The organism is Mycobacterium ostraviense (assembly GCF_002705925.1).
Lineage (GTDB): Bacteria > Actinomycetota > Actinomycetes > Mycobacteriales > Mycobacteriaceae > Mycobacterium > Mycobacterium ostraviense.
In genome coordinates, this window is the sequence record NZ_NKRE01000001.1 from 4,279,901 (window position 1) to 4,298,919 (window position 19,019).

11 protein-coding genes and 1 pseudogene are annotated in these 19,019 nt (G+C 66.3%); 10 read left to right on the forward strand and 2 right to left on the reverse strand.

Annotated features, from left to right (window positions below; genetic code table 11):
* Positions 1 to 91 precede the first annotated feature (91 nt).
* The 10 genes and pseudogenes from CDN38_RS20110 to CDN38_RS20155 all read left to right on the forward strand — a co-directional run bounded on the left by CDN38_RS20110 (position 92) and on the right by CDN38_RS20155 (position 10,532).
* Positions 92 to 1,771, forward strand: coding sequence for a nitric oxide reductase activation protein NorD (locus tag CDN38_RS20110; RefSeq protein WP_233026958.1), 1,680 nt, complete (start codon positions 92 to 94; stop codon positions 1,769 to 1,771).
* Between the two features lie 32 nt (positions 1,772 to 1,803).
* Positions 1,804 to 2,622: a CbbQ/NirQ/NorQ/GpvN family protein gene (locus CDN38_RS20115; protein WP_075509993.1), complete on the forward strand. Its 819-nt coding sequence runs from the start codon at positions 1,804 to 1,806 to the stop codon at positions 2,620 to 2,622.
* Between the two features lie 89 nt (positions 2,623 to 2,711).
* Positions 2,712 to 3,824, forward strand: a complete 1,113-nt coding sequence (locus tag CDN38_RS20120) for an ABC transporter substrate-binding protein (RefSeq protein ID WP_075509992.1) — start codon at positions 2,712 to 2,714, stop codon at positions 3,822 to 3,824.
* A 3-nt stretch (positions 3,825 to 3,827) separates the two neighbouring features.
* Complete coding sequence (locus CDN38_RS20125; RefSeq protein ID WP_075509991.1) at positions 3,828 to 4,937, forward strand: spirocyclase AveC family protein; 1,110 nt, start codon at positions 3,828 to 3,830, stop codon at positions 4,935 to 4,937.
* Positions 4,930 to 5,805, forward strand: a complete 876-nt coding sequence (locus CDN38_RS20130; protein WP_075510012.1) for an SDR family oxidoreductase — start codon at positions 4,930 to 4,932, stop codon at positions 5,803 to 5,805. Before CDN38_RS20125 ends, CDN38_RS20130 begins: the two co-directional genes overlap by 8 nt.
* A 69-nt stretch (positions 5,806 to 5,874) precedes the next feature.
* A pseudogene (locus CDN38_RS20135) lies at positions 5,875 to 7,319 on the forward strand (aldehyde dehydrogenase family protein).
* An 11-nt stretch (positions 7,320 to 7,330) separates the two neighbouring features.
* Complete coding sequence (locus CDN38_RS20140) at positions 7,331 to 8,557, forward strand: cytochrome P450 (RefSeq protein WP_075509990.1); 1,227 nt, start codon at positions 7,331 to 7,333, stop codon at positions 8,555 to 8,557.
* A 75-nt stretch (positions 8,558 to 8,632) separates the two neighbouring features.
* The gene (locus CDN38_RS20145) at positions 8,633 to 8,980 is read left to right on the forward strand and encodes a YciI family protein (RefSeq protein ID WP_075510011.1); all 348 of its coding nucleotides are present in this window, start codon (positions 8,633 to 8,635) and stop codon (positions 8,978 to 8,980) included.
* Positions 8,977 to 10,203, forward strand: a complete 1,227-nt coding sequence (locus CDN38_RS20150) for an RNA polymerase sigma factor (RefSeq protein ID WP_099319143.1) — start codon at positions 8,977 to 8,979, stop codon at positions 10,201 to 10,203. Before CDN38_RS20145 ends, CDN38_RS20150 begins: the two co-directional genes overlap by 4 nt.
* Complete coding sequence (locus CDN38_RS20155) at positions 10,200 to 10,532, forward strand: SRPBCC family protein (protein WP_233026959.1); 333 nt, start codon at positions 10,200 to 10,202, stop codon at positions 10,530 to 10,532. Before CDN38_RS20150 ends, CDN38_RS20155 begins: the two co-directional genes overlap by 4 nt.
* Positions 10,533 to 11,153: 621 nt before the next feature.
* On the opposite strand, the gene CDN38_RS32245 is transcribed toward CDN38_RS20155, so the two are convergent.
* On the reverse strand, positions 11,154 to 11,288 hold the full coding sequence (locus CDN38_RS32245; RefSeq protein WP_306316096.1) for a hypothetical protein: 135 nt from the start codon (positions 11,286 to 11,288) through the stop codon (positions 11,154 to 11,156).
* Positions 11,289 to 11,326: 38 nt separating this feature from the next.
* Complete coding sequence (locus CDN38_RS20165) at positions 11,327 to 19,018, reverse strand: non-ribosomal peptide synthetase (RefSeq protein ID WP_075509988.1); 7,692 nt, start codon at positions 19,016 to 19,018, stop codon at positions 11,327 to 11,329.
* Position 19,019 lies beyond the last annotated feature (1 nt).

Below are 19,019 nucleotides of genomic sequence, written 5' to 3' on the forward strand. Positions count from 1 at the left end.
GTGTGTCGACCTTGCGCGATTGACTGCCTGTCAAGCCGGACTCTACGTTGGAACAGATATTTGGTCAACACGACGAACCAGGACGAACCGCTTGACTGGCGACCAGCACAACACCGATCGGCTGCCGCGACTGGGCATCGTGGCCTCGGCCATCGCGGGCCGCACGGTGCGGGTTGCCCCGGCCGGCACCGGTGAGCCGGCTTGGACTGACGGCCGCACGATCTTTGTCGACGCCGGCCTACCGGGACGCGGTCAGCTTGCCTCGCTGGCCGTACAGGCGTCGCTGCTGGCGGCGGGAAGTCTCGAACCGGATGTGGTCCGCGCGCTCATCCGGCGCCCGGCGGTGGCTAGGCGATATCTCGCGGTGGAAGGGCACCGGGCGCTGGCGGCCAACGAATATTGGTTGCCGGCGCCGACGCGTGGGTTGATCGACCACGACATCGCCGCTCGCACCGATTCGCCGGCCGCCTCGCTGGCCGCCGCGCGGAGCCCACACCCCATCGCCGGCGCGCCGGCGAGCTTCGGCGCTATCCACGCCCGGAAGCTGTTGGCGCAGTTGGCAACGCACAGAGGTGCGCCGACGACCGGTGAGCATGGTCGCCAAGCCGGCCGGGCACTGGCCGACCTCGACGGCGATCTCGCCGACGGCCAGGACGTCGTCTCCAGCCCGATCGGCGGCGGGGGAGCGCTAGGCCGGTTGCTGCGCCGCATGCTGCGCCCGGTGCGCTGGCTCGGGGACAGCGGTCAGCCGGGGGCCGACGCCCCCGCCCGTGCGACCCGGTCAGGGATCCGGTCTGCGCGTGGGGTGTTGTCGACGGCACCGGCCGGATTGCTCGACCAACGCGCCACCGGACCACGCGGGAAAGCGGAGTCGGTCAGCTATCCCGAGTGGGATGTCTACCGTCGGCGCTATCGGCCGAACTGGTGCACGGTGCGCGAAATGCCGGCGGTCCTCGGCGACACCTCGTTTCCGGATCCCTTGGACGGGTCCGCATTACGCAGATCGCTGGCCCGCATCGGTCTGGGGCCGGACTGGTTTCGCCGGCAGCTGCACGGCGAGGACATCGATATCGATGCGGCGGTCGAGGCCCGCGTCGACGCGGCGGCCGGTGCGCTGCCCGATGACGCGATCTACCTCGATCGGCTGCGCCGCCGCCGGGATCTTGCGGTGCTGCTGCTGCTGGACATCTCCGGTTCGGTCGCCGAGCCGGGGGCGACCGGAAAAACGGTGCACGAACTGCAGCGGGCCGTCGCCGCAGCACTCGCCGTTGCCTTTCGTGATCTCGGAGATCGGTTGGCGCTCTATGCATTTCACTCGCTGGGGCGAACGGCCGTGCAGCTGGTGCCGGTCAAGCGTTTCGACGATGGGCTGGATGCCCCCGCGCTGCGCAGGCTCGGGGGCCTGGTGCCCGGCGGGTATTCGAGGCTCGGTGCAGCGATCCGGCACGGTGCGGCCGTGCTGGAATCCGGTGGCGGCACGACGCGGCGGCTACTGGTCGTGGTGTCCGACGGGCTGGCCTACGACCACGGCTACGAACCCGCGTACGGGGCGGCGGACTCCCGTCGTGCGCTGGCCGAAGCCCGCGGCCGCGGCACCGGCTGTGTCTGCCTGACCGTCGGGGCCAGCACCGATCCCGAGGAACTGCAGCGGGTGTTCGGTAGCGCGGCGCTAGCCGCCATCGCTGAGCCCGAACAGCTGCGGCGGGTGGCCTGGCCGCTGTTCCGCGCGGCCCTGCGCTCCGCCGAAGTCCGCAGGCGCATCGAGAGTTGAGCCAAATATCTGTTCCGCGCTACGCTGCGGCCATGCCAGGCACAGGCAACGACGGGGCGACACCCGCGGCGGCCCGCCCCTTCTACGTCTCGGTGGGCAATGAGGAACAGGTCTTCAAGGCCGCTTTCCGTCAAGGCCTCTCGGTGTTGCTCAAGGGGCCCACCGGCTGCGGCAAGACCCGGTTCCTGGAGGCCATGGCCCATGATCTGCAGCGGCCGCTGATTACGGTGGCCTGCCACGACGACCTCACCACCGCGGATCTGGTGGGCCGGTTCTTGCTGCGCGGTGGGGAAACGGAGTGGGTCGACGGCCCGCTCACCCGCGCCGTGCGCGAGGGCGCCATCTGCTACCTCGACGAGGTCGTCGAGGCGCGCCAGGACACCACCGTCGTGCTGCACCCGCTGGCCGATCACCGACGCCAGCTTCCGATCGAACGCCTGGGCGTGACACTGGACGCCGTATCCGGCTTTTGCCTGGTGGTGTCCTACAACCCCGGGTACCAAAGCGTCCTCAAGGATCTCAAGGACTCCACCCGGCAGCGCCTGGTGGCCATCGAATTCGGCTTTCCCGCAGCCGATGTCGAGGAAAAGATCGTCGCTCACGAGGCCGGCGTCGGCTCAGAGGTGGCCGCCGAGTTGGTGCGTTTGGCCCAAGCGATTCGGCGGCTGGAAAACCGCGGATTGCGTGAAGTGGCATCGACCAGGGTGCTCGTCGCCGCGGGCCGACTGATCGCCGAGGGGCTGAGCACCCGGGAGGCGGCCCGCGCCGCCGTCGCCGGCCCGTTGACCGACGACATGCACACCGGTAACGGCCTGTCGGAGCTGATCGATGTCTACCTGTGCGACACCTAGCCGGTGACGATTGACGCCGCGCCGCCCGCAGCGCTAATGTCAGAACAAATGTTAGGTTTGTCGGGTCGGACGCTGACGGAGATGCAGATTTGTCCTACGAGAGCACCGCGCAACCGATCAAGATCGGCTACCTGTTCGACTTCCTCCTGCCGGAGTTCTATCCGGAGGAGATGCGTGACGACCTGACCCGGCCGTTCGAGTTGGTATTCGCCGACGGGCTGCGGCAACGGATCATCGACCGTCCGGTGCAGATCGTGTACCGGGAAGTGGAGGGGCTGCCCAAGGGCACGGTCAAGGCCGTCATCGACGCCTACGGTGAGCTGGTCGACGAAGGCTGCCTGGCGGTGTTCGGGCCGCACATCAGTGAGAACGCGGTGCCGACCAAAGAGGCGATCGACGAGCGGTTCCGGGTTCCGGCCATCAACGTGTGCGGCAGCGACGATTGGTTGGGGGAGTGGACGTTCGCGTTCCCGCAGGGGTCGATGACCGATGAGCCGATCTTCTGGGCGGACTTGCTCGTCAAGGGCGGCCACACCGAGGTGGCCGTCCTGGTCGAGCAATCGCTGGTCGGCCAGAGCTATCTGACCAACTTCCGAAACGCGGCCCGGCGCAAAGGCATTCGCATTGTGGCCGAAGCGCAGATCGCCCAAACCGCCCAGGACGTCGGCCAGGCGATGCGCACGGTGCACGAGGCGAAGCCGTCCGCGTTGGTGCATTGCGGGTTCGGCTTCGGCGTCGTGTTCATCAACCCGGCCCTGGCCGAACTCGACTGGGATCCGCCACGGTTCACCAGCACCGCGTTTCAGAACGCCTGGATCAATCCGATTATGTGGCAAGCCTTGATGGGTTGGACGGGGATCGACCAGTACGACGAAGCCAACAGTGTGGGCCAGGCGTTCCTGGACCGCTACGAGTCGGAATATGGCCGGCGGCCCCAGTATTGCGTGCCGGTGGTCAACCACGACGTCGCGAACACGCTGTTGCATGCTTTCGCCGATGCCCACCCGCTGAGCCCGCGCGGCGTGAAGGAGGCACTGGAGCGGGTGAAGATGCTGCCGGCCGCCGCCGGCGGCCCCGGGACCAGGATTTCGCTGGGAAAGTGGACGCGGCGGGCCTGGATGGGGGCCAGCTACCTGGTGGCGCGGAGGCTGGACCCCGATGGCGTCAACTCCCATCTCGTCGACCGTTTCGGCGCTGGTTGAGCGATGACGACAACCACGCAGACTGCGCCGTCGACCACGGCCGCGCGCCAGCGGGGCTCCGGGTGGGCGGTCGCGTGGATATTCATGGCCGTCGCCGTGCTCGCTGTCGTCGCTTACTACGCTCGAAAGGGCGCGGTGTCACCGCGAATTCGCAATCCGGAGGTCACCGGCGCGCCCCGCCCGGTCGAGCCGCTGTTCGGTTACCAGCATTGGCTGGGGCTGTTCCAGATCTTCACGATCATCTCGATGTCGATCATCATCGCGGTCTACGTGGTGGCCTGGCGCCGCTACCCAGCCCACCCGGTCCTTTTGATGGGCATCGTCACCACCCTGATCGTCTGGCAGGACCCGATCATGAACTGGGCGCCCTACGCGGTTTACAACCCGCAATTGTGGCACTGGCCGGAAGACTGGCCGTTGGTGTCGCTGTCGCCCACCGTGGAGCCGTTTCTGGTGATCGGCTACATCATGTTCTATCTGGGCCCCTACTTCCCGGCCATCTGGATCCTGCGCAAGGTTCAGGCCCGGCGCCCGCTCGGCTCGTTCGTCTGGCGGCACCCGCTGATCACGCTGGCGGTGATCATCCTGCCCGTGGGCATGGTCATCGACGCGATGCTGGAGATGACGCTGGTGCGCACCGGCTTTTATATTTATTCCCAGGTCATTCCGTTCGGGTCGGCGTTCGCCGGTCAGACCTACCAGTTCCCGTTCATCTGGGAAACCGTGATGGTGACTTTTGTGATGATCCCCGCGGGGGTGCTGCTCTACCGCGACGACACCGGCCGCACCGTCGCCGAAAAGCTGGCCCAGCGAGCGCGCATTTTCCCCCGTCGGCCCAAGCTCGCGATGTTCGTGGTGATGTTCGTCCTGATCAACCTCGCCTACTTCGGCTACGGCACCGGCTTCGCCATCATCAAATGGACCAGAACCGCTACCTCCGTCGCCTGCCCGTGGCCCTATCCGGAGGCCAAAGTCTATGACCCGCAAGGATTTTACGAACGCAACGGTCAGCCGGGCCCGTATTCGGTGGGCATCTGGTCGACCTGGATGAGCGCGCAACCCCACGGCCGCCCGGACGTGACGCCGCCGGCCGACGGTGGCCGCTGTGGGTGAGCCGCCGGCCGTCGTCATCACCGGCGCGTCCCGCGGGCTGGGCCTCGCGTCGGCCGCGCACCTGTACCGGTGCGGCTGGCGGGTGGTGGCCGCGATGCGGTCACCGGATTCCGGCCTGGTGGCATTGCGATCGACGGCCGGTGCCACAGCAGAGGAGTCGCGGCTGATCCCGGTTCAGTTGGACCTCACCGACGCCGCGTCCGTCGAGGCCGCCGCCAAAGCGATCGAGGCGGCGGTCGGCCCGCCGCGGGCGCTGGTGCACAATGCGGGCATCTCCGCGGCCGGAACCGTCGAGGAGACGCCGATCGACCTGTGGCAGAGGATGTTTGCGACCCATGTGTTCGGGCCGGTGCTGCTGACCAAGGCGCTGTTGCCGGCAATGCGCGCTGCGGGCCAAGGGCGCATCGTCATGATCTCCAGCCAGGGGGGCGTGCGCGGCATGCCGGAGATCGCGGCGTACTCCGCGGCCAAGGGCGCGCTCGAGCGGTGGGCCGAATCGTTGGCCTCCGAGCTGGCGCCGTTCGGACTCGGCGTCACCGTCTTGGTTGCCGGAACCTTCGACACCGACATCATCACCGACGCCGGAACGTCGGATTACCGCGACCTGTCCGGGCCCTACGCCGCGCTGCACGGCAAGGTCGACCGGCGCGGCCGGGCCGCCATGCGATTGGCGCGCCCACCCGAGCAGTTCGCCGCAGCGCTGGCCAGCGCGCTGGAAGACCGCTCGCCCTTTGCCCGGCACGCCGTCGGTCCCGACGCCCGGATGCTGATGGTTGCCAACCGGCTGCTTTCCGGTAAGGCTCTCCATAGGGTGACCCGGCTGGTGCTGGGCCTCCCGCGCTCTGGGGCACTACGAGCGCCAGAATAGTGAGCCTCGTCTGAAGAGAACTGAACAAATATGGCTGACACTGTAAAGGTCCGGTTCGAATCGCAGATGATGATCGACGGCAAGCTGGTCGATGGACAGGCCGGCACCTTCACCAACATCAACCCGGCCACCGAGGAGCCGATCGGCGAGGTCGCCGACGCATCGAAGGCGGACATGCACCGGGCCATCGACGCGGCCCGACGGGCCTTCGACGAGACTGACTGGTCGACCAACCGCGAATTACGTAAACGCTGCCTGCTGCAGCTTCAGGAGGCCATCGAGGCCGAGCGGGAGGAGCTGCGCGAGGAGCTCATCGCCGAGGCAGGCGCGCCTCGGGCGATCACCTTCGGACCCCAGCTGGATGCGCCGCTGGCCGATGCGCTGCGCTATCCCGCCAAGCTGATCGACGAATACCCCTGGGAAACCGACCTGGGCGACGTGCTGGTCAGCATCACCGGGCAGCTGACCAGCCGCAAGGTCTGGCGGGAACCGGTCGGGGTGGTCGGCGCGATCGTGCCGTGGAACTTCCCGTTCGAGGTCACCATCAACAAGCTCGGCCAGGCGCTGGGCACCGGCAACACCGTGGTGCTCAAACCCGCGCCGGACACCCCGTTCAACGCCACCCGCCTGGGCCGGCTGATCGCCGAAAAGACCAACATCCCAGCCGGTGTCGTCAACGTCGTCACCGCGTCGGATCACCTGGTCGGCGAAGAGCTGACGCTGTCGCCCAAGGTCGACCTGATCTCGTTCACCGGTTCGACCGTCGTCGGGAAACGGATCATGGAAAAAGGCGCGGCGACGCTCAAGCGGCTGTTTCTCGAGCTCGGCGGCAAGTCGGCCACCATCGTGCTCGAGGACGCGGAGTTCGGGTTGGCGTGTGCGATCGGCATCGCGCCGTGTATGCATGCCGGACAGGGCTGCGCCAACCCGACCCGAATGCTGCTGCCGCGGTCCCGCTACGACGAGGGTGTGGCGATCCTGAAAAGCATCTACGACAACGTCATGCCGGGCGACCCCCGGGACCCGGCCACGTTGTGCGTCCGGTGATCTCGGACAAGCAGCGCAAGCGGGTGCTCGGCTACATCGACAAGGGTGTCGAGGAGGGCGCCACCTGCCTGGTCGGCGGGCCCGACGCGGCCACCGGTTTCGATCGTGGATTCTTCGTCAGGCCAACGCTTTTCGTCGACGTCGACAACTCCATGACCATCGCGCAGGAAGAGATCTTCGGTCCGGTGCTGTCGGTCATCCCGTTCGACGACGAGGAAGACGCGATCCGGATCGCCAACGACAGCGCGTACGGGTTGGCCGGCAACGTGATGTCGGGTTCGCTCGAGCACTCGCTGGCGGTCGCCCGGCGGCTGCGGGCCGGCTTCATCGGTGTGCAGGGCGCCGCGCCGTACGGTGCCGACACTCCGTTCGGCGGCTACAAGGACAGCGGGGTAGGCCGGCAGAACGGTATCGCCGGGTTCGACCAGTACACCCAGATCAAGTCGGTGGGCTATCCGGCTACCTGAAGGGGGCGCGCATGCAACTGTTCGACGATCTCGAGGATTTCGGGGCCTTCGACGACGTGGTCTCCGGCGACGTCCGGGATCCCTACACCGAGCTGGCCCGGTTGCGGCGCGAGGAACCGGTGCAGCGCATCGACTTCTCGGCCATGCCGCACGAGGAATCCAAGCCCGTTTTCATCGTCTACCGCCATGAAGATGTCGCGCAGCTGCTGCGGGACAACGAGACGTTCTCGTCGGCGATCATCATCGACGCCTTCGGTGACGTGCTGGGCCGCCACGTGATGCTCGGCATGGACGAACCGGAACACGGCCGCCATCGCGCCCTGGTATCAAAGGCGTTCTCGCAGAAGGCATTGGCGCGCTGGGAGGACGGATTGGTCAGGCAGGTCGGCAACCAGCTGATCGACCGGTTCGCCGGTTGCGGCCACGCCGATCTGGTCAAGGAGTTCACCTTTCCCTATCCGACGCAGATCATCGCCGGTCTGCTAGGGCTGCCGCGCGAGGACTATCCGCAGTTTCAGCGCTGGTCGATCTCACTGCTCAGCTTCACCATCAACCCGGAGCGGGGCCGCGCCGCTTCGCAGGCGTTGCAGGAGTACTTCGCGCCGATACTCGCCGCGCGGCGCCGGGAACCGCGCGACGATCTGATCAGCGGCCTGGCCCAGGCCGAGATCGACGGGGAAAAGCTCTCCGATGAGGAGATCTTCTCCTTCCTGCGGCTGCTGCTGCCGGCCGGAGTGGAAACCACCTACCGCTCGCTGGGCAACATGCTGTTCGGATTGCTATGCAGCCCAGAGCAACTCGAGATCGTCCGGGCCGACCGCTCGTTGCTTCCGCAGGCGATGGAGGAGGCGGTGCGCTGGGAACCGCCGTTGTTGACCATCACCCGCGTCGCCACCCGCGACACCGAGTTGGGCGGGGTGCCGATTCCGGCCGGCTCCTCGGTGATGCCGATGCTGGGGGCGGCCAACCGCCAGGAGGACCGCTATCCCGATCCGGATCGGTTCGACATCTTCCGCCCGCCCAGGGCGCACATCGGCTTCGGCCACGGCGTGCACGTCTGCCTGGGCATGCATCTGGCCCGGCTGGAGATGCGGGTGGCGCTCACCCTGATGTTCGACCGGTTGCCTGGCCTGCGTCTTGATCCCGCGGGTGACGATCCACACATCCGCGGCCAGGTTTTCCGCTCACCGACCTCGCTTCCGGTGTTGTTCGAGACGACGTGCGCCGGGGTGTCCTGATCGGGCCTATGCCGATCGTCCTCTTGATGAGATCCGGGAATCACCCGGATGATCGTCGGGAACAAGGAGGACACCATGCCGCAATACGCCGCGCTGACCTACACCAGGGACGTCGACTGGTCAGCCCCCGAGCAGGCCGCCGACATGGCCGAGTACATGAAGTTCGGCCAGGACCACGCCGCCGCGATCCGTGGCGGCGCAGCGCTGTATCCGACCGCGACCGCGACGACGGTGCGGGTCACCGGTGCCCGCGGCGGTGACGTCGTCACCAGCGACGGTCCGTACGCCGAAACGAAAGAGGCCCTGACCGGCTTCTACCTCATCGAGGCGGCCGACCTGGACGAGGCACTGCGGATCGCCGCCGAGATCCCGGCCGCCTGGGACGGCGCTGTCGAAGTGCGTCCCATCATCGATTTCGGTTGAACGCGGAATCGGCGCTCGCCGAGACCGTCCGGATCGAGGGGACCCGCATCCTGGCGACCCTCGTCCGGACGGTCGGCTCGCTGCAGGTCGCCGAGGACGCGGTTCAGGAAGCGGCACTACGCGCGCTACGGGACTGGCCACGCAACGGTGTGCCCGACGAACCGCGGGCCTGGCTGACGGTGACCGCGCGCCGGGTCGCGATCGACCTGCTACGACGCGAGGGCGTTCGAGCGCACAAGGAGCGTGCCAGCGTGGAGCTCGCGGTCCCCGACCTGCCGCCCGACAGCATGGTGGCCGACGACCGGCTACGGCTGATCTTCACTTGCTGCCATCCGGGGCTGGGGATGGAAGCCCAGGTGACCCTCGCGCTGCGCACCTTGTGCGGCCTGTCCCCGGCGCAGATCGCGGCGGTGTTGCTGATCAGCGAGGCCGCCGTCGCCAAGCGCCTGACCCGGACGCGCGCCAAGATCGCTCGGGCCGGCATCCCCTATCGCGTCCCGGCCGACGAAGAGCTGCCCGCCCGGGTCGCGGCGGTATGCGCGGTGGTGCATGCTTCCTACACGATCGCCCACACGGCGGCCGGCGGCGACCGGCTCACCGACGTCGACGGGACTCGTGAGGCACTGCGTCTGGCGCGGCTGGTGTATCAGCTGATGCCCGACGAACCGGCGCCGACGGCGGTGTTGGCGCTGTTGTTGCTGACCGAATCCCGGCGCGCCGCACGGCTCGACGATGCCGGTGATCCGGTGCCGCTGTCCGAGCAGGACCGCTCGACGTGGGACACCGGCATGATCACCGAGGCACTTCGTCTGCTCGACGAATCGCTGCGCCGCACGGGTGCGATCGCCGATCCCTACCAGCTGCAGGCCGCGATCGCGGCCGAGCATGCCCGGGCCGCGTCGTATGACGCCACCGACTGGGCCGAGATCGTCCGGCTCTACGACCTACTGCTGTCGGTGCAGCCGAGCGCTCCCGCTGAGCTGGCCCGGGCGGTCGCCGTCGCCGAATCCAACGGGCCCGCCGCGGGTTTAGCGGAGCTGGAGGAGCTCCAGCCGGATCAGCGCTGGCACGCCGTCCGCGGTGAACTGCTGGCCCGTCAAGGTAAGTTCGCCGAGGCGGTCGCGGCGACGCGGCTGTCGTTGACCGATGCGATCACCATGCCGGAACGCCGATACCGCCAGCGGCGTATTGCCGAATGGTCTGCGCGACAAGGAGTGACATGAAAGTGGACGTGACAAGTGAGATCCTGATCGCCCGGCCGCGCGCCGAAGTCTTTGCCTATGACTGTGATCCGGACAACGCAACGCCATGGTACGCCAATATCAGATCGGCACAATGGAAATCGTCAAAGCCGTTAGTCATCGGCTCGCAATTAGCTTTTACCGCAAGGTTTCTCGGTCGGTCGCTGAGCTACACCTATGAGGTTGTGGATCTTCAGCCGGGTGCCAGGTTCGTGATGCGCACCCCGGAAGGGCCGTTTCGTATGCAGACGACCTACCTGTGGGAAGACGGCCCGAACGGTACGACGAAGATGAGCCTGCCAACCGGGTGAGCCGTCCGGGTTCTTCGGACTTGCGCCACCCGTTTTGGCCAAGGCAATCAAGCGGGCCAACGGCAAGGATGTAGCCCGGCTCAAGGCAGTGCTGGAATCGGCGACCTAGCGACCCTTGGTCGCTAGTTTTAGCGGGGTTTAGCGGGCTTGATGACCCGCAAGCGATGCGAATGATCCTGGTGCAGATCCTCACCGGACGCCGGGCCAGCGAGATCCGCACCCGCGATTCGACTGCCTCTCCGCCGCCCCGAGAACTACCGCGACTGGCGATGACAACGACCAAACGCTGACCATGTTCCGTTACGCGCAAGGCAAGATCGACGTCGCACCAGACATCATCCTCGTTGACCACGAGGTCACCGAAGTCATTGCCGAACAACATCGTTGGATACAAACGCAATACCCCGACAGTAGCAGACGCTTCCTGTTTGCTCGGCGCCTGGGCAACCGCCGCGGCGACACCCTGTCCAGCAGGCACCTACAACTGGGTACTGCGCACCCTCAGCGACCTCGTTCGAATCACCGACGCCAAGGGTCAGGCCGTGCGGTTAAGCCACACCCACCGCTTCCGCCACACCCGGCTGACACGGCTGGCCGAACTCGGTCTGCCGATCCACAGCGCTATGCCCAGGACTCCACCACCCGACGATGACCATGCACTACATCGCCGCCCGCGACGAACACGCCGAGCAAGCGTTCCTGGCCACCGCCAAGGTCGGGTGAGATCCGGGTTGCGGGGTTGTGCACTGCTGGCATGGGTGAACTCCTCGCTGAACCCGCTCAGCTGGTCGGTATCACAGCAGTCCGAGCAGTTGCAAGTCGGTGACGTATTTGATGATGATCGGCGCCGAGATGTGTGGAATATCGTTGTTGGAGCCGATTTTGGCTTCTTGTACCGCAGCCCGGAATCGGTCGGTCGGCGCGAAGGACCCGCGGCTCGGCTGCGCGGGCTGCAAATATTCGGAATTGCTCAACAGCAATAGCTCCAGCAGCGAGTGGTCGCGCTGTTGATCCGGCAGGGCACGCAGGGCGGTCTCAAACCGCTGCAACCACTCCCCAAAGTCATCGATGCGCTCGATCGGGTAACCGGCCTCGATCAGCCAGTCGACATATTCGTCGAGCCCGATGCCGTCGTCGTGCGGGTTCATCACGTGATAGGTCTGGTATCCAGTTGACGATTCCCGGCCTATCTGGGCGCCCAGCGTGGCGATCGCCTCGGCGACGAACTCGACGGGCAGCCCGTCAAGGTGTGCACGTTGCCGGTTGCCGTCGGCCGGATCCTCCGGGGGCCGGTAGAACGAACTGGGCGCGATACCGGTGGCCACCACGCTCAGCACCATCCGGGTGAACATGTCCGACATGTTGAGCTGGCCGGGATAGGTGGTGTCGGCCAAGATCATGCTGCAGCGAAACACCCCGACCGGCAGCCCGCACAGGTCGTTGGCCTCACGCAGCAAAACCTCGCCGGCCCACTTGCTGTTGCCGTAGCCATTGACGTAATTGTCGTCGGTGATGCGAGTGGGACTGATGACCCGGATGTCGGCATCTTCGGTGAACGCCGACGGCTCGATCTGATCACCCACGTTGGCAGTCGACACAAACACGTAGGGCTTCAGCGCGGTGGTCAGCGCGAGCCGGATCAGCTCGGCGGTGCCCACGACGTTGGGCCCGAACAGCTCGCTGTAGGGCAAGACGCCGTTGACCAGGGCTGCGGGGTCGACGATCAGATCGACGGTGTCGGCCAGCCGCTGCCACGTCGTGTCGTCTAGGCCCAGGTTGGTTTCGCCTTTGTCGCCAGCGATGACCTCCAGATGATCGGCGGCCAGTTGCTGGAAGTGCCGCTGCAATTTCGGATCGCCGGTGTCGAAGGTCTTTTCGAGGCGGCGCCGCGCCTGTTCGTCGGAGTCCGCCCGCACCACACAGATCAACGTGCCGCCACGCAGCTCCATCCGTTGCAGCCATTCCAGCGCCAGGTAACGCCCGACGAAGCCGGTCGCCCCGGTCAACAGGACCGTCCGCGCCTCAGCGCTGGGGCCGGGCAACGCCGGGGCGGCGGCCAGCGTCGCGGCGTCGATGAACTTATCCAGCGTGAGGTCAGCGGCGTGCACCTCGGTGGCCCCACCCGTATTTGACGGGCCGTGCACAGACACAAAGCGGGCATCGCCGACATGTCTGTCCAGCTGTTGGCTCAAGGCGCTCACCGACGGCGCGTTGAATAAGGCGCACACCGTAAGGTGCGCATTCAACGACTTGTTGGCCGCGGCGATCAGGCGCATCGCGGACAGCGAATCGCCGCCGAGGTCGAAGAATGAGTCGTCGACCCCGACCCGGCCGAGCCCGAGGACTTGGGCGTAGATGGCGGCCAGGATCTCCTCGACGGCGTTGGTCGGGGCGCGGTAATGCTCGGCGTCCTGGTATTCGGGTGTTGGCAGAGCACGGGTGTCGAGTTTGCCGTTGACGGTCAGGGGCAGCGCCGGCACCACCGCGACCGCGGCCGGGACCATGTAGGCCGGTAGCCGCTCGGCCAGCACGCGACGTGCGGTGACCGGGTCCACCGCCCCGGTCACCGACTCGGTGACATAGCCGACCAGGCGCTTGGTGCCGGGGCGGTCTTCGCGGACGATCACCACCGCCTGATCCACCCCGTCGAGTGCGGCCAATGCTGCGCGTATTTCACCGAGTTCGATGCGATACCCGCGGATTTTGACCTGCTCATCGGCGCGCCCCACATAGTGCAGTTGCCCATCGGTGTCCCAACTCACCAGATCGCCGGTGCGATACATCCGTGTTCCGGGGGCCTCCGCACCGCCGAACGGGCAGGCCACAAACCGCGACGCGGTCAACGCGGCCCGACGCACATACCCGCAGCCCACGCCGCGGCCGGCCACATACAACTCACCGACCACACCGGCCGGCACCGGCCGCAACCATCGATCCAGCACAAACAATGCCGCGCCCGCCACCGGCGAGCCGATCGGCACCACGCCCGACCCGCGTGTTAGCCGCGCACTGGTCGCCACGCACAGCGTGGTCTCGGTCGGGCCGTAGGCGTTGATCATCACTCGCCCGGGCGCCCACCGATCCACCAGCTCGGCCGGGCAGGGCTCAGCGGCAACCACCAACGCGGTGGATTCCAAACCCTCAGGGGACAGCGCCGCTACCGCAGAGGGGGTCTGATGTAAGACGGTGACGTGTTCAGAAACCAGCAAGGCATGGAAGTCTTCCGGTGAGGCCGCCACCGACTCGGGCACTACGACCAGCCGCCCACCATGCAGTAGCGGACCCCAGACCTCTTCAACTGAGGCGTCGAAAGCAGGGGAATACCATTGCGTCCACACCTGTCCCGGTGTCAGCAGGCTGGGCTCCAACGACTGAATCACTTGGGTTACGTTGTGGTGGGTAACAGCAACGCCCTTAGGGACACCGGTGGTGCCCGAGGTGTAGATGATGTGGGCGACGTCATCGGGAGCCGGCGCCGGTGGTGCGGTGCTGGGTTGGGTGTCAATTGCTGGGTCATCGACGTCTATGACCCGCAGGTCGGACTCGTGCAGCCGCCCACGCAGCCCGGCGGTGGTGACGGCGGCCACCGGTGCAGCGTCGTTAAGCAGAACCGCGATCCGCGCTGTCGGATGCTTCGGGTCGATGGGCACATAGGCCGCACCGGTTTTCAACACCGCCAGTATCGCCACGACGGCCTGTGCTGAGCGCTCCAGGAGCAGCGCCACACACTCGCCCGGGCCCACCCCATCGCCGATCAGCATGTGCGCCAACCGGTTTGCGGCCTCATCGAGTTCCCGGTACGTCATCGACCGGCCGTCGAAGGTCACCGCCACCGCCTCGGGCGTGCGCGCGACTTGGGCGGCGAACAATGCCGGAATGGTCGACGGCGTGGTGACCGGCTGGGTCAACACCGCCCGGTTGCCCCACCCATCCAGGCGGACCCGCTCACCGGCATCCAGCACATCGATCGACGAGAGCCGCCGGCTGGGGTCGGCGGTGACGGCCACCAAAACCCGCCGCCACCGCTCGATCAGCGCCTCGATGCTGCCGGTGTCGAACACGTCGGTGCGAAATTCCACGCCTCCCCAAATCCCTGCGGGCTCACCAGCTTCGGTCCAGCGCTCGCCAAGGGACAACGCGAGATCTGTGCGGGCGGTGTGGGTGTCCACCGGCAGGAGGGTGACCTGCAGATCCCCCAAGGCCAACCCGGCAGCGGCGCCGTCATGTTGCCAGGCGAAGTTCTGCCAGGCCAATACCACCTGGATCAGCGGGTGATGGGTCAGGCTTCGGATGGGGTTGAGCCGCTCGACGAGCTTTTCGAAGGGCACGTCCTGGTGCTCGAAGGCGGCGAGGCTGCGCTGTCGCACCTGGGCGAGCAGCTCGGCGACGGTGGGATCACCGGTCAGGTCGACACGCAGCACCAAGGCATTGACGAAATAGCCCACCAACTCATCGAGCGCGGGGTCGCGGCGCCCGGCGATCGGGAACCCGACGGCCACATCGGTGCTGCCGCTGAGTTCGGACAGCAACACGGCCAGGGCGGCCTGGATCACCATGAAGCTGGTCGCATTGTGTTCGCGCGCCACCTGAGCAACCTGGTGCTGCAGCTGCGGCGACCACTCCACAGCCACCCGAGCGCCGCGATAATCAGCAACCGGCGGATACGGACGATCGGTGGGCAGCTGCAGGCGTTCGGGCATGCCGGCCAGAGCATCCTCCCAGTAGGCCAGCTGCGTGGAGATAGGGCTGTGACTGTCTTCGAGATCACCAAGCTGCTCACGCTGCCACAGCGTGTAATCGACATACTGCACCGGCAACGGCGTCCAGCCTGGAGATTGTCCCGCGCACCGGCTGTCATACGCCACACCCAGATCACGCATCAGCGGGGTGATCGACCAGCCGTCGCCGGCGATATGGTGCACCGCGGTCACCAGCACGTGTTCGTTGTCGGTGACGGTGAAAAGCCTTGCCTGCAACGGGATCTCGGTTTTCAGGTCAAATGGGTGACCGGCCGCGGCGTCGACGGCCTCATCCAGCCGGGCCGCTGACCATCCGGTCGCGTCGATGGTCCGCCAGCCGAAGTCGGCTCGTTCGGCGGGGACCACCAGCTGCTGGGGTATACCTTCGACCGCCACAAACAGTGTGCGCAGGCTCTCATGGCGGGCCACCACATCGGCCAGCGCCGCGCCCAACGCATCGACATCGAGCCGCCCGCGCAGCCGCAACGCCGCCGCCATGTTGTAGGTCGGTGAGGGGCCTTGCAACTGATCCAGGAACCACAATCCGCTCTGCGCAAACGACAACGGCACCGCGGCGGGCCGCTCACCAGCCACCAACCGCTGCAGCCGCCCGCCGTCCCCACCAATGCGGGGCGCCAACTGGGCAACCGTGGGCGCCTCGAACACAGTGCGCACCGAAAGGTCGGTGTCCAGGCTGGCGTTGACCGCGGCGATCACTCGCATCGCCGACAGCGAATCCCCACCCAAATCGAAGAATGAGTCGTCGACGCCGACGCGCCCGAGCCCGAGCACTCGGGCGTAGATGCCGGCCAGGATCTCCTCGGTGGCGCTGGCTGGGGTGCGATAGCCACCACCGGCATCCTGGTATTCCGGTGCCGGCAGAGCCCGTTTGTCGAGTTTGCCGTTGGGCGTGAGCGGCAGCGCATGCAGCGCCATTATCGCCGCCGGAACCATATAGGCGGGCAGCCGCTCGGCCAGCGCGGCACGTGCCTGGGCTGGGTCTGCTGTGCCGGTGAGATAGCCCGCCAGGCGCTTATCGCCGGGGTGATCCTCGCGGGCGATCACCACCGCCTGCTCGACCCCATCCATCCCAGCCAAAGCTGCCTGGACTTCACCCAGTTCGATGCGATACCCGCGGATCTTGACCTGCTCATCGGCGCGCCCCACATACTGCAGCTGCCCGTCGGCACCCCAACACACCAGATCCCCGGTGCGATACATCCGTGTTCCGGGCGCCTCCGGCCCGCCGAACGGGCAGGCCACAAACCGCGACGCGGTCAAGTCCGCCCGGCTCACATATCCACACCCCAGCCCGGCGCCGGCCACATACAACTCACCGACCACACCGGCGGGCACCTGTCGCAACCACCCATCCAGCACAAAAAAGCCAAGATGCGTTAACGGCACCCCGATGGGGCTGGCCTCGCTGTCGACGTCGCCGTCGATGATCTCCCGCAACGACGCATGCACCGTCGTCTCGGTGATGCCATACATGTTGACCATGTGCGGCAATCCCGGGTGGCTGTGCAGCCACGCCCGAAGACGTTGGGGTTCAAGCGCTTCGCCGCCGAACACCACAGTCTCGAGTTTGAGTTGTTGGCCTAGCTCGGGGGAGAGCGCATCGGCGGTGTGCAGTGCATAAAACGCCGAGGGGGTCTGGCTCAAGACGTTGACTTGTTCGCTAACCAGTAAGGCGTGCAGGTCGTCCGGTGAGCGGGCCACTACTTCGGGCACCACCACCAGCCGCCCGCCGTGCAATAACGCCCCCCAGATCTCCCATACCGAGAAGTCGAAGGCCAAGGAATGGCATTGCGTCCACACCTGTCCCGGCGACAGTTCCAGGTCAGCGTCGACTGCCTCCAGCAGCCGGGTGACGTTGTGGTGGGGGATGGCCACGCCTTTGGGGCTACCGGTGGTGCCGGAGGTGTAGATGAGGTACGCGATATCGTCGGGGGTCGGCGCTGGTGGTGCGGTGCTGGGTTGGGTGTCAACAGTGGGGTCACTGACGTCGATGACCAACAGGTCATGCCCGTCGAGCCGGTCGGCCAGCCCGCTGGTGGTGATCGCGGCGATCGGCGCGGCATCGTCGAGCACGAAGCCGATGCGGGCTGATGGATGCTCCGGGTCGATCGGCACATACGCCGCCCCGGTTTGCAATACCGCCACAATCGCCACGACCGCCTCAGCCGACCGCGGCAACAGCAACGCCACGCACTCACCCGGGCCCACACCGTGGCCAGTCAACAAGTGCGCCAACCGATTCGCGGCCTCGTCGAGTTCCCGGTACGTCATGGAGCGGCCCTCGAAGGTCACCGCCACCGCATCCGGTGTGCGCGCGACTTGGGCGGCGAAGAGCACGGGAATCGACGCCGGCGTCGTGACCGGCTGGGTCAATATCGCCCGGTTACCCCACCCATCCAGGCGGGCATGTTCGCCGGCATCCAGCACATCCACCGACCGCAAGTGCCGTGTCGGGTCGGCGGCCATCGCCATTAGCACTCGCTCCAGCCGCCCCGCTAAATCGCGGACATCGCAATTCGGAAACAGTTGTCCCGCACCCGCTGTGCTGAGAAACAGTTGATCGTCGATCCGAAAAAAGACCAGCCCGAACTGATCCACGAGGCCAGAATTGGTCATTGTCCCCGTCGCCGCAGCACCGGCAAAATAGCCCAAACGTGTCGTTGGAATGATGTTGACAACGACCCGATTCGACGCAGGCCCAGCGCCGCGGAGACGCGCCTTGTTTTCGATAGCGTGCACCGGGAACCGTTGGTGCTGCAGCGCTTCGCGCATCCGCGTGTCGACATGGTGGCAAAAGTCAGCAACCGCGGACCCCGGCGACGCTTTCAATACCAGTGGCACCACCCCGGAAATCATTCCGGGCATCGTCTGCGCCCCTGGGCGCACACGCCGGTGTACCGGAAAATCGAGGACGACCTCCGAACTCTCAACGTCGTAGCCTCGCACCAGCAACGCGCACGCCGCGGTAATCACCGACGCGCTACGCACCCCCAACGCCTGCGACAGTTCGTGGATTCCGCCAACGACCACAGGGTCCAATTGAACCAGCGGGGGAAACTCATCCCGATCACGTACGTCAGCTGCGGTGTGCGGCAACCGATAACCGGCGCCGGTTTCCGGCGGAAGGTTCTTCGTCCAATAAGCCTGATCGTCAAGGTAATCGGTGGACGCTTCGTAGTCTGACTCGCAATCAACCAGATCACTCAGCGACCCAAGAAAAGCAGGCGAAATCGACGTGCCAGACGCAAGCGCTGAATAAACATCGGCCATCCGATGGCAAACCGCGGCAAGGCCGATCCCGTCGATCACAATATGATGGCAGCACGCGAACAAATAAAATTCGTCTACCCGCGTCTGCAACAACGCAAATGTGAACGGCGGGCCATCCAGCGGCATCACCGTGTCTTGGATCGATGACGCTAACCGATAGGCTTCCCGTGCAGGATCCCGGCAGCCCATGAGATCATAGCGAGCAAGCTCAACGTGAGGGTAATCAACCACTTTTTGGAAGACCCGGCCATCGGTCTCGAAGAAGGCAGCTCTGAGTGGTTCAGCCTCGCGCACCACATGACGGACCGCCTGCTCGAGCAAATCAGGCTCGATCGGACCCGCGATGTGTACGAGCACGCCCAGCTGCCACTTCGCGGCGGAGCGACCCCTTTGCTGCGCAAGCCAAATGTCTAGCTGTCCGCGCGTCAGTGGAAGTGCGTGCCCGTCGAGTTCCATC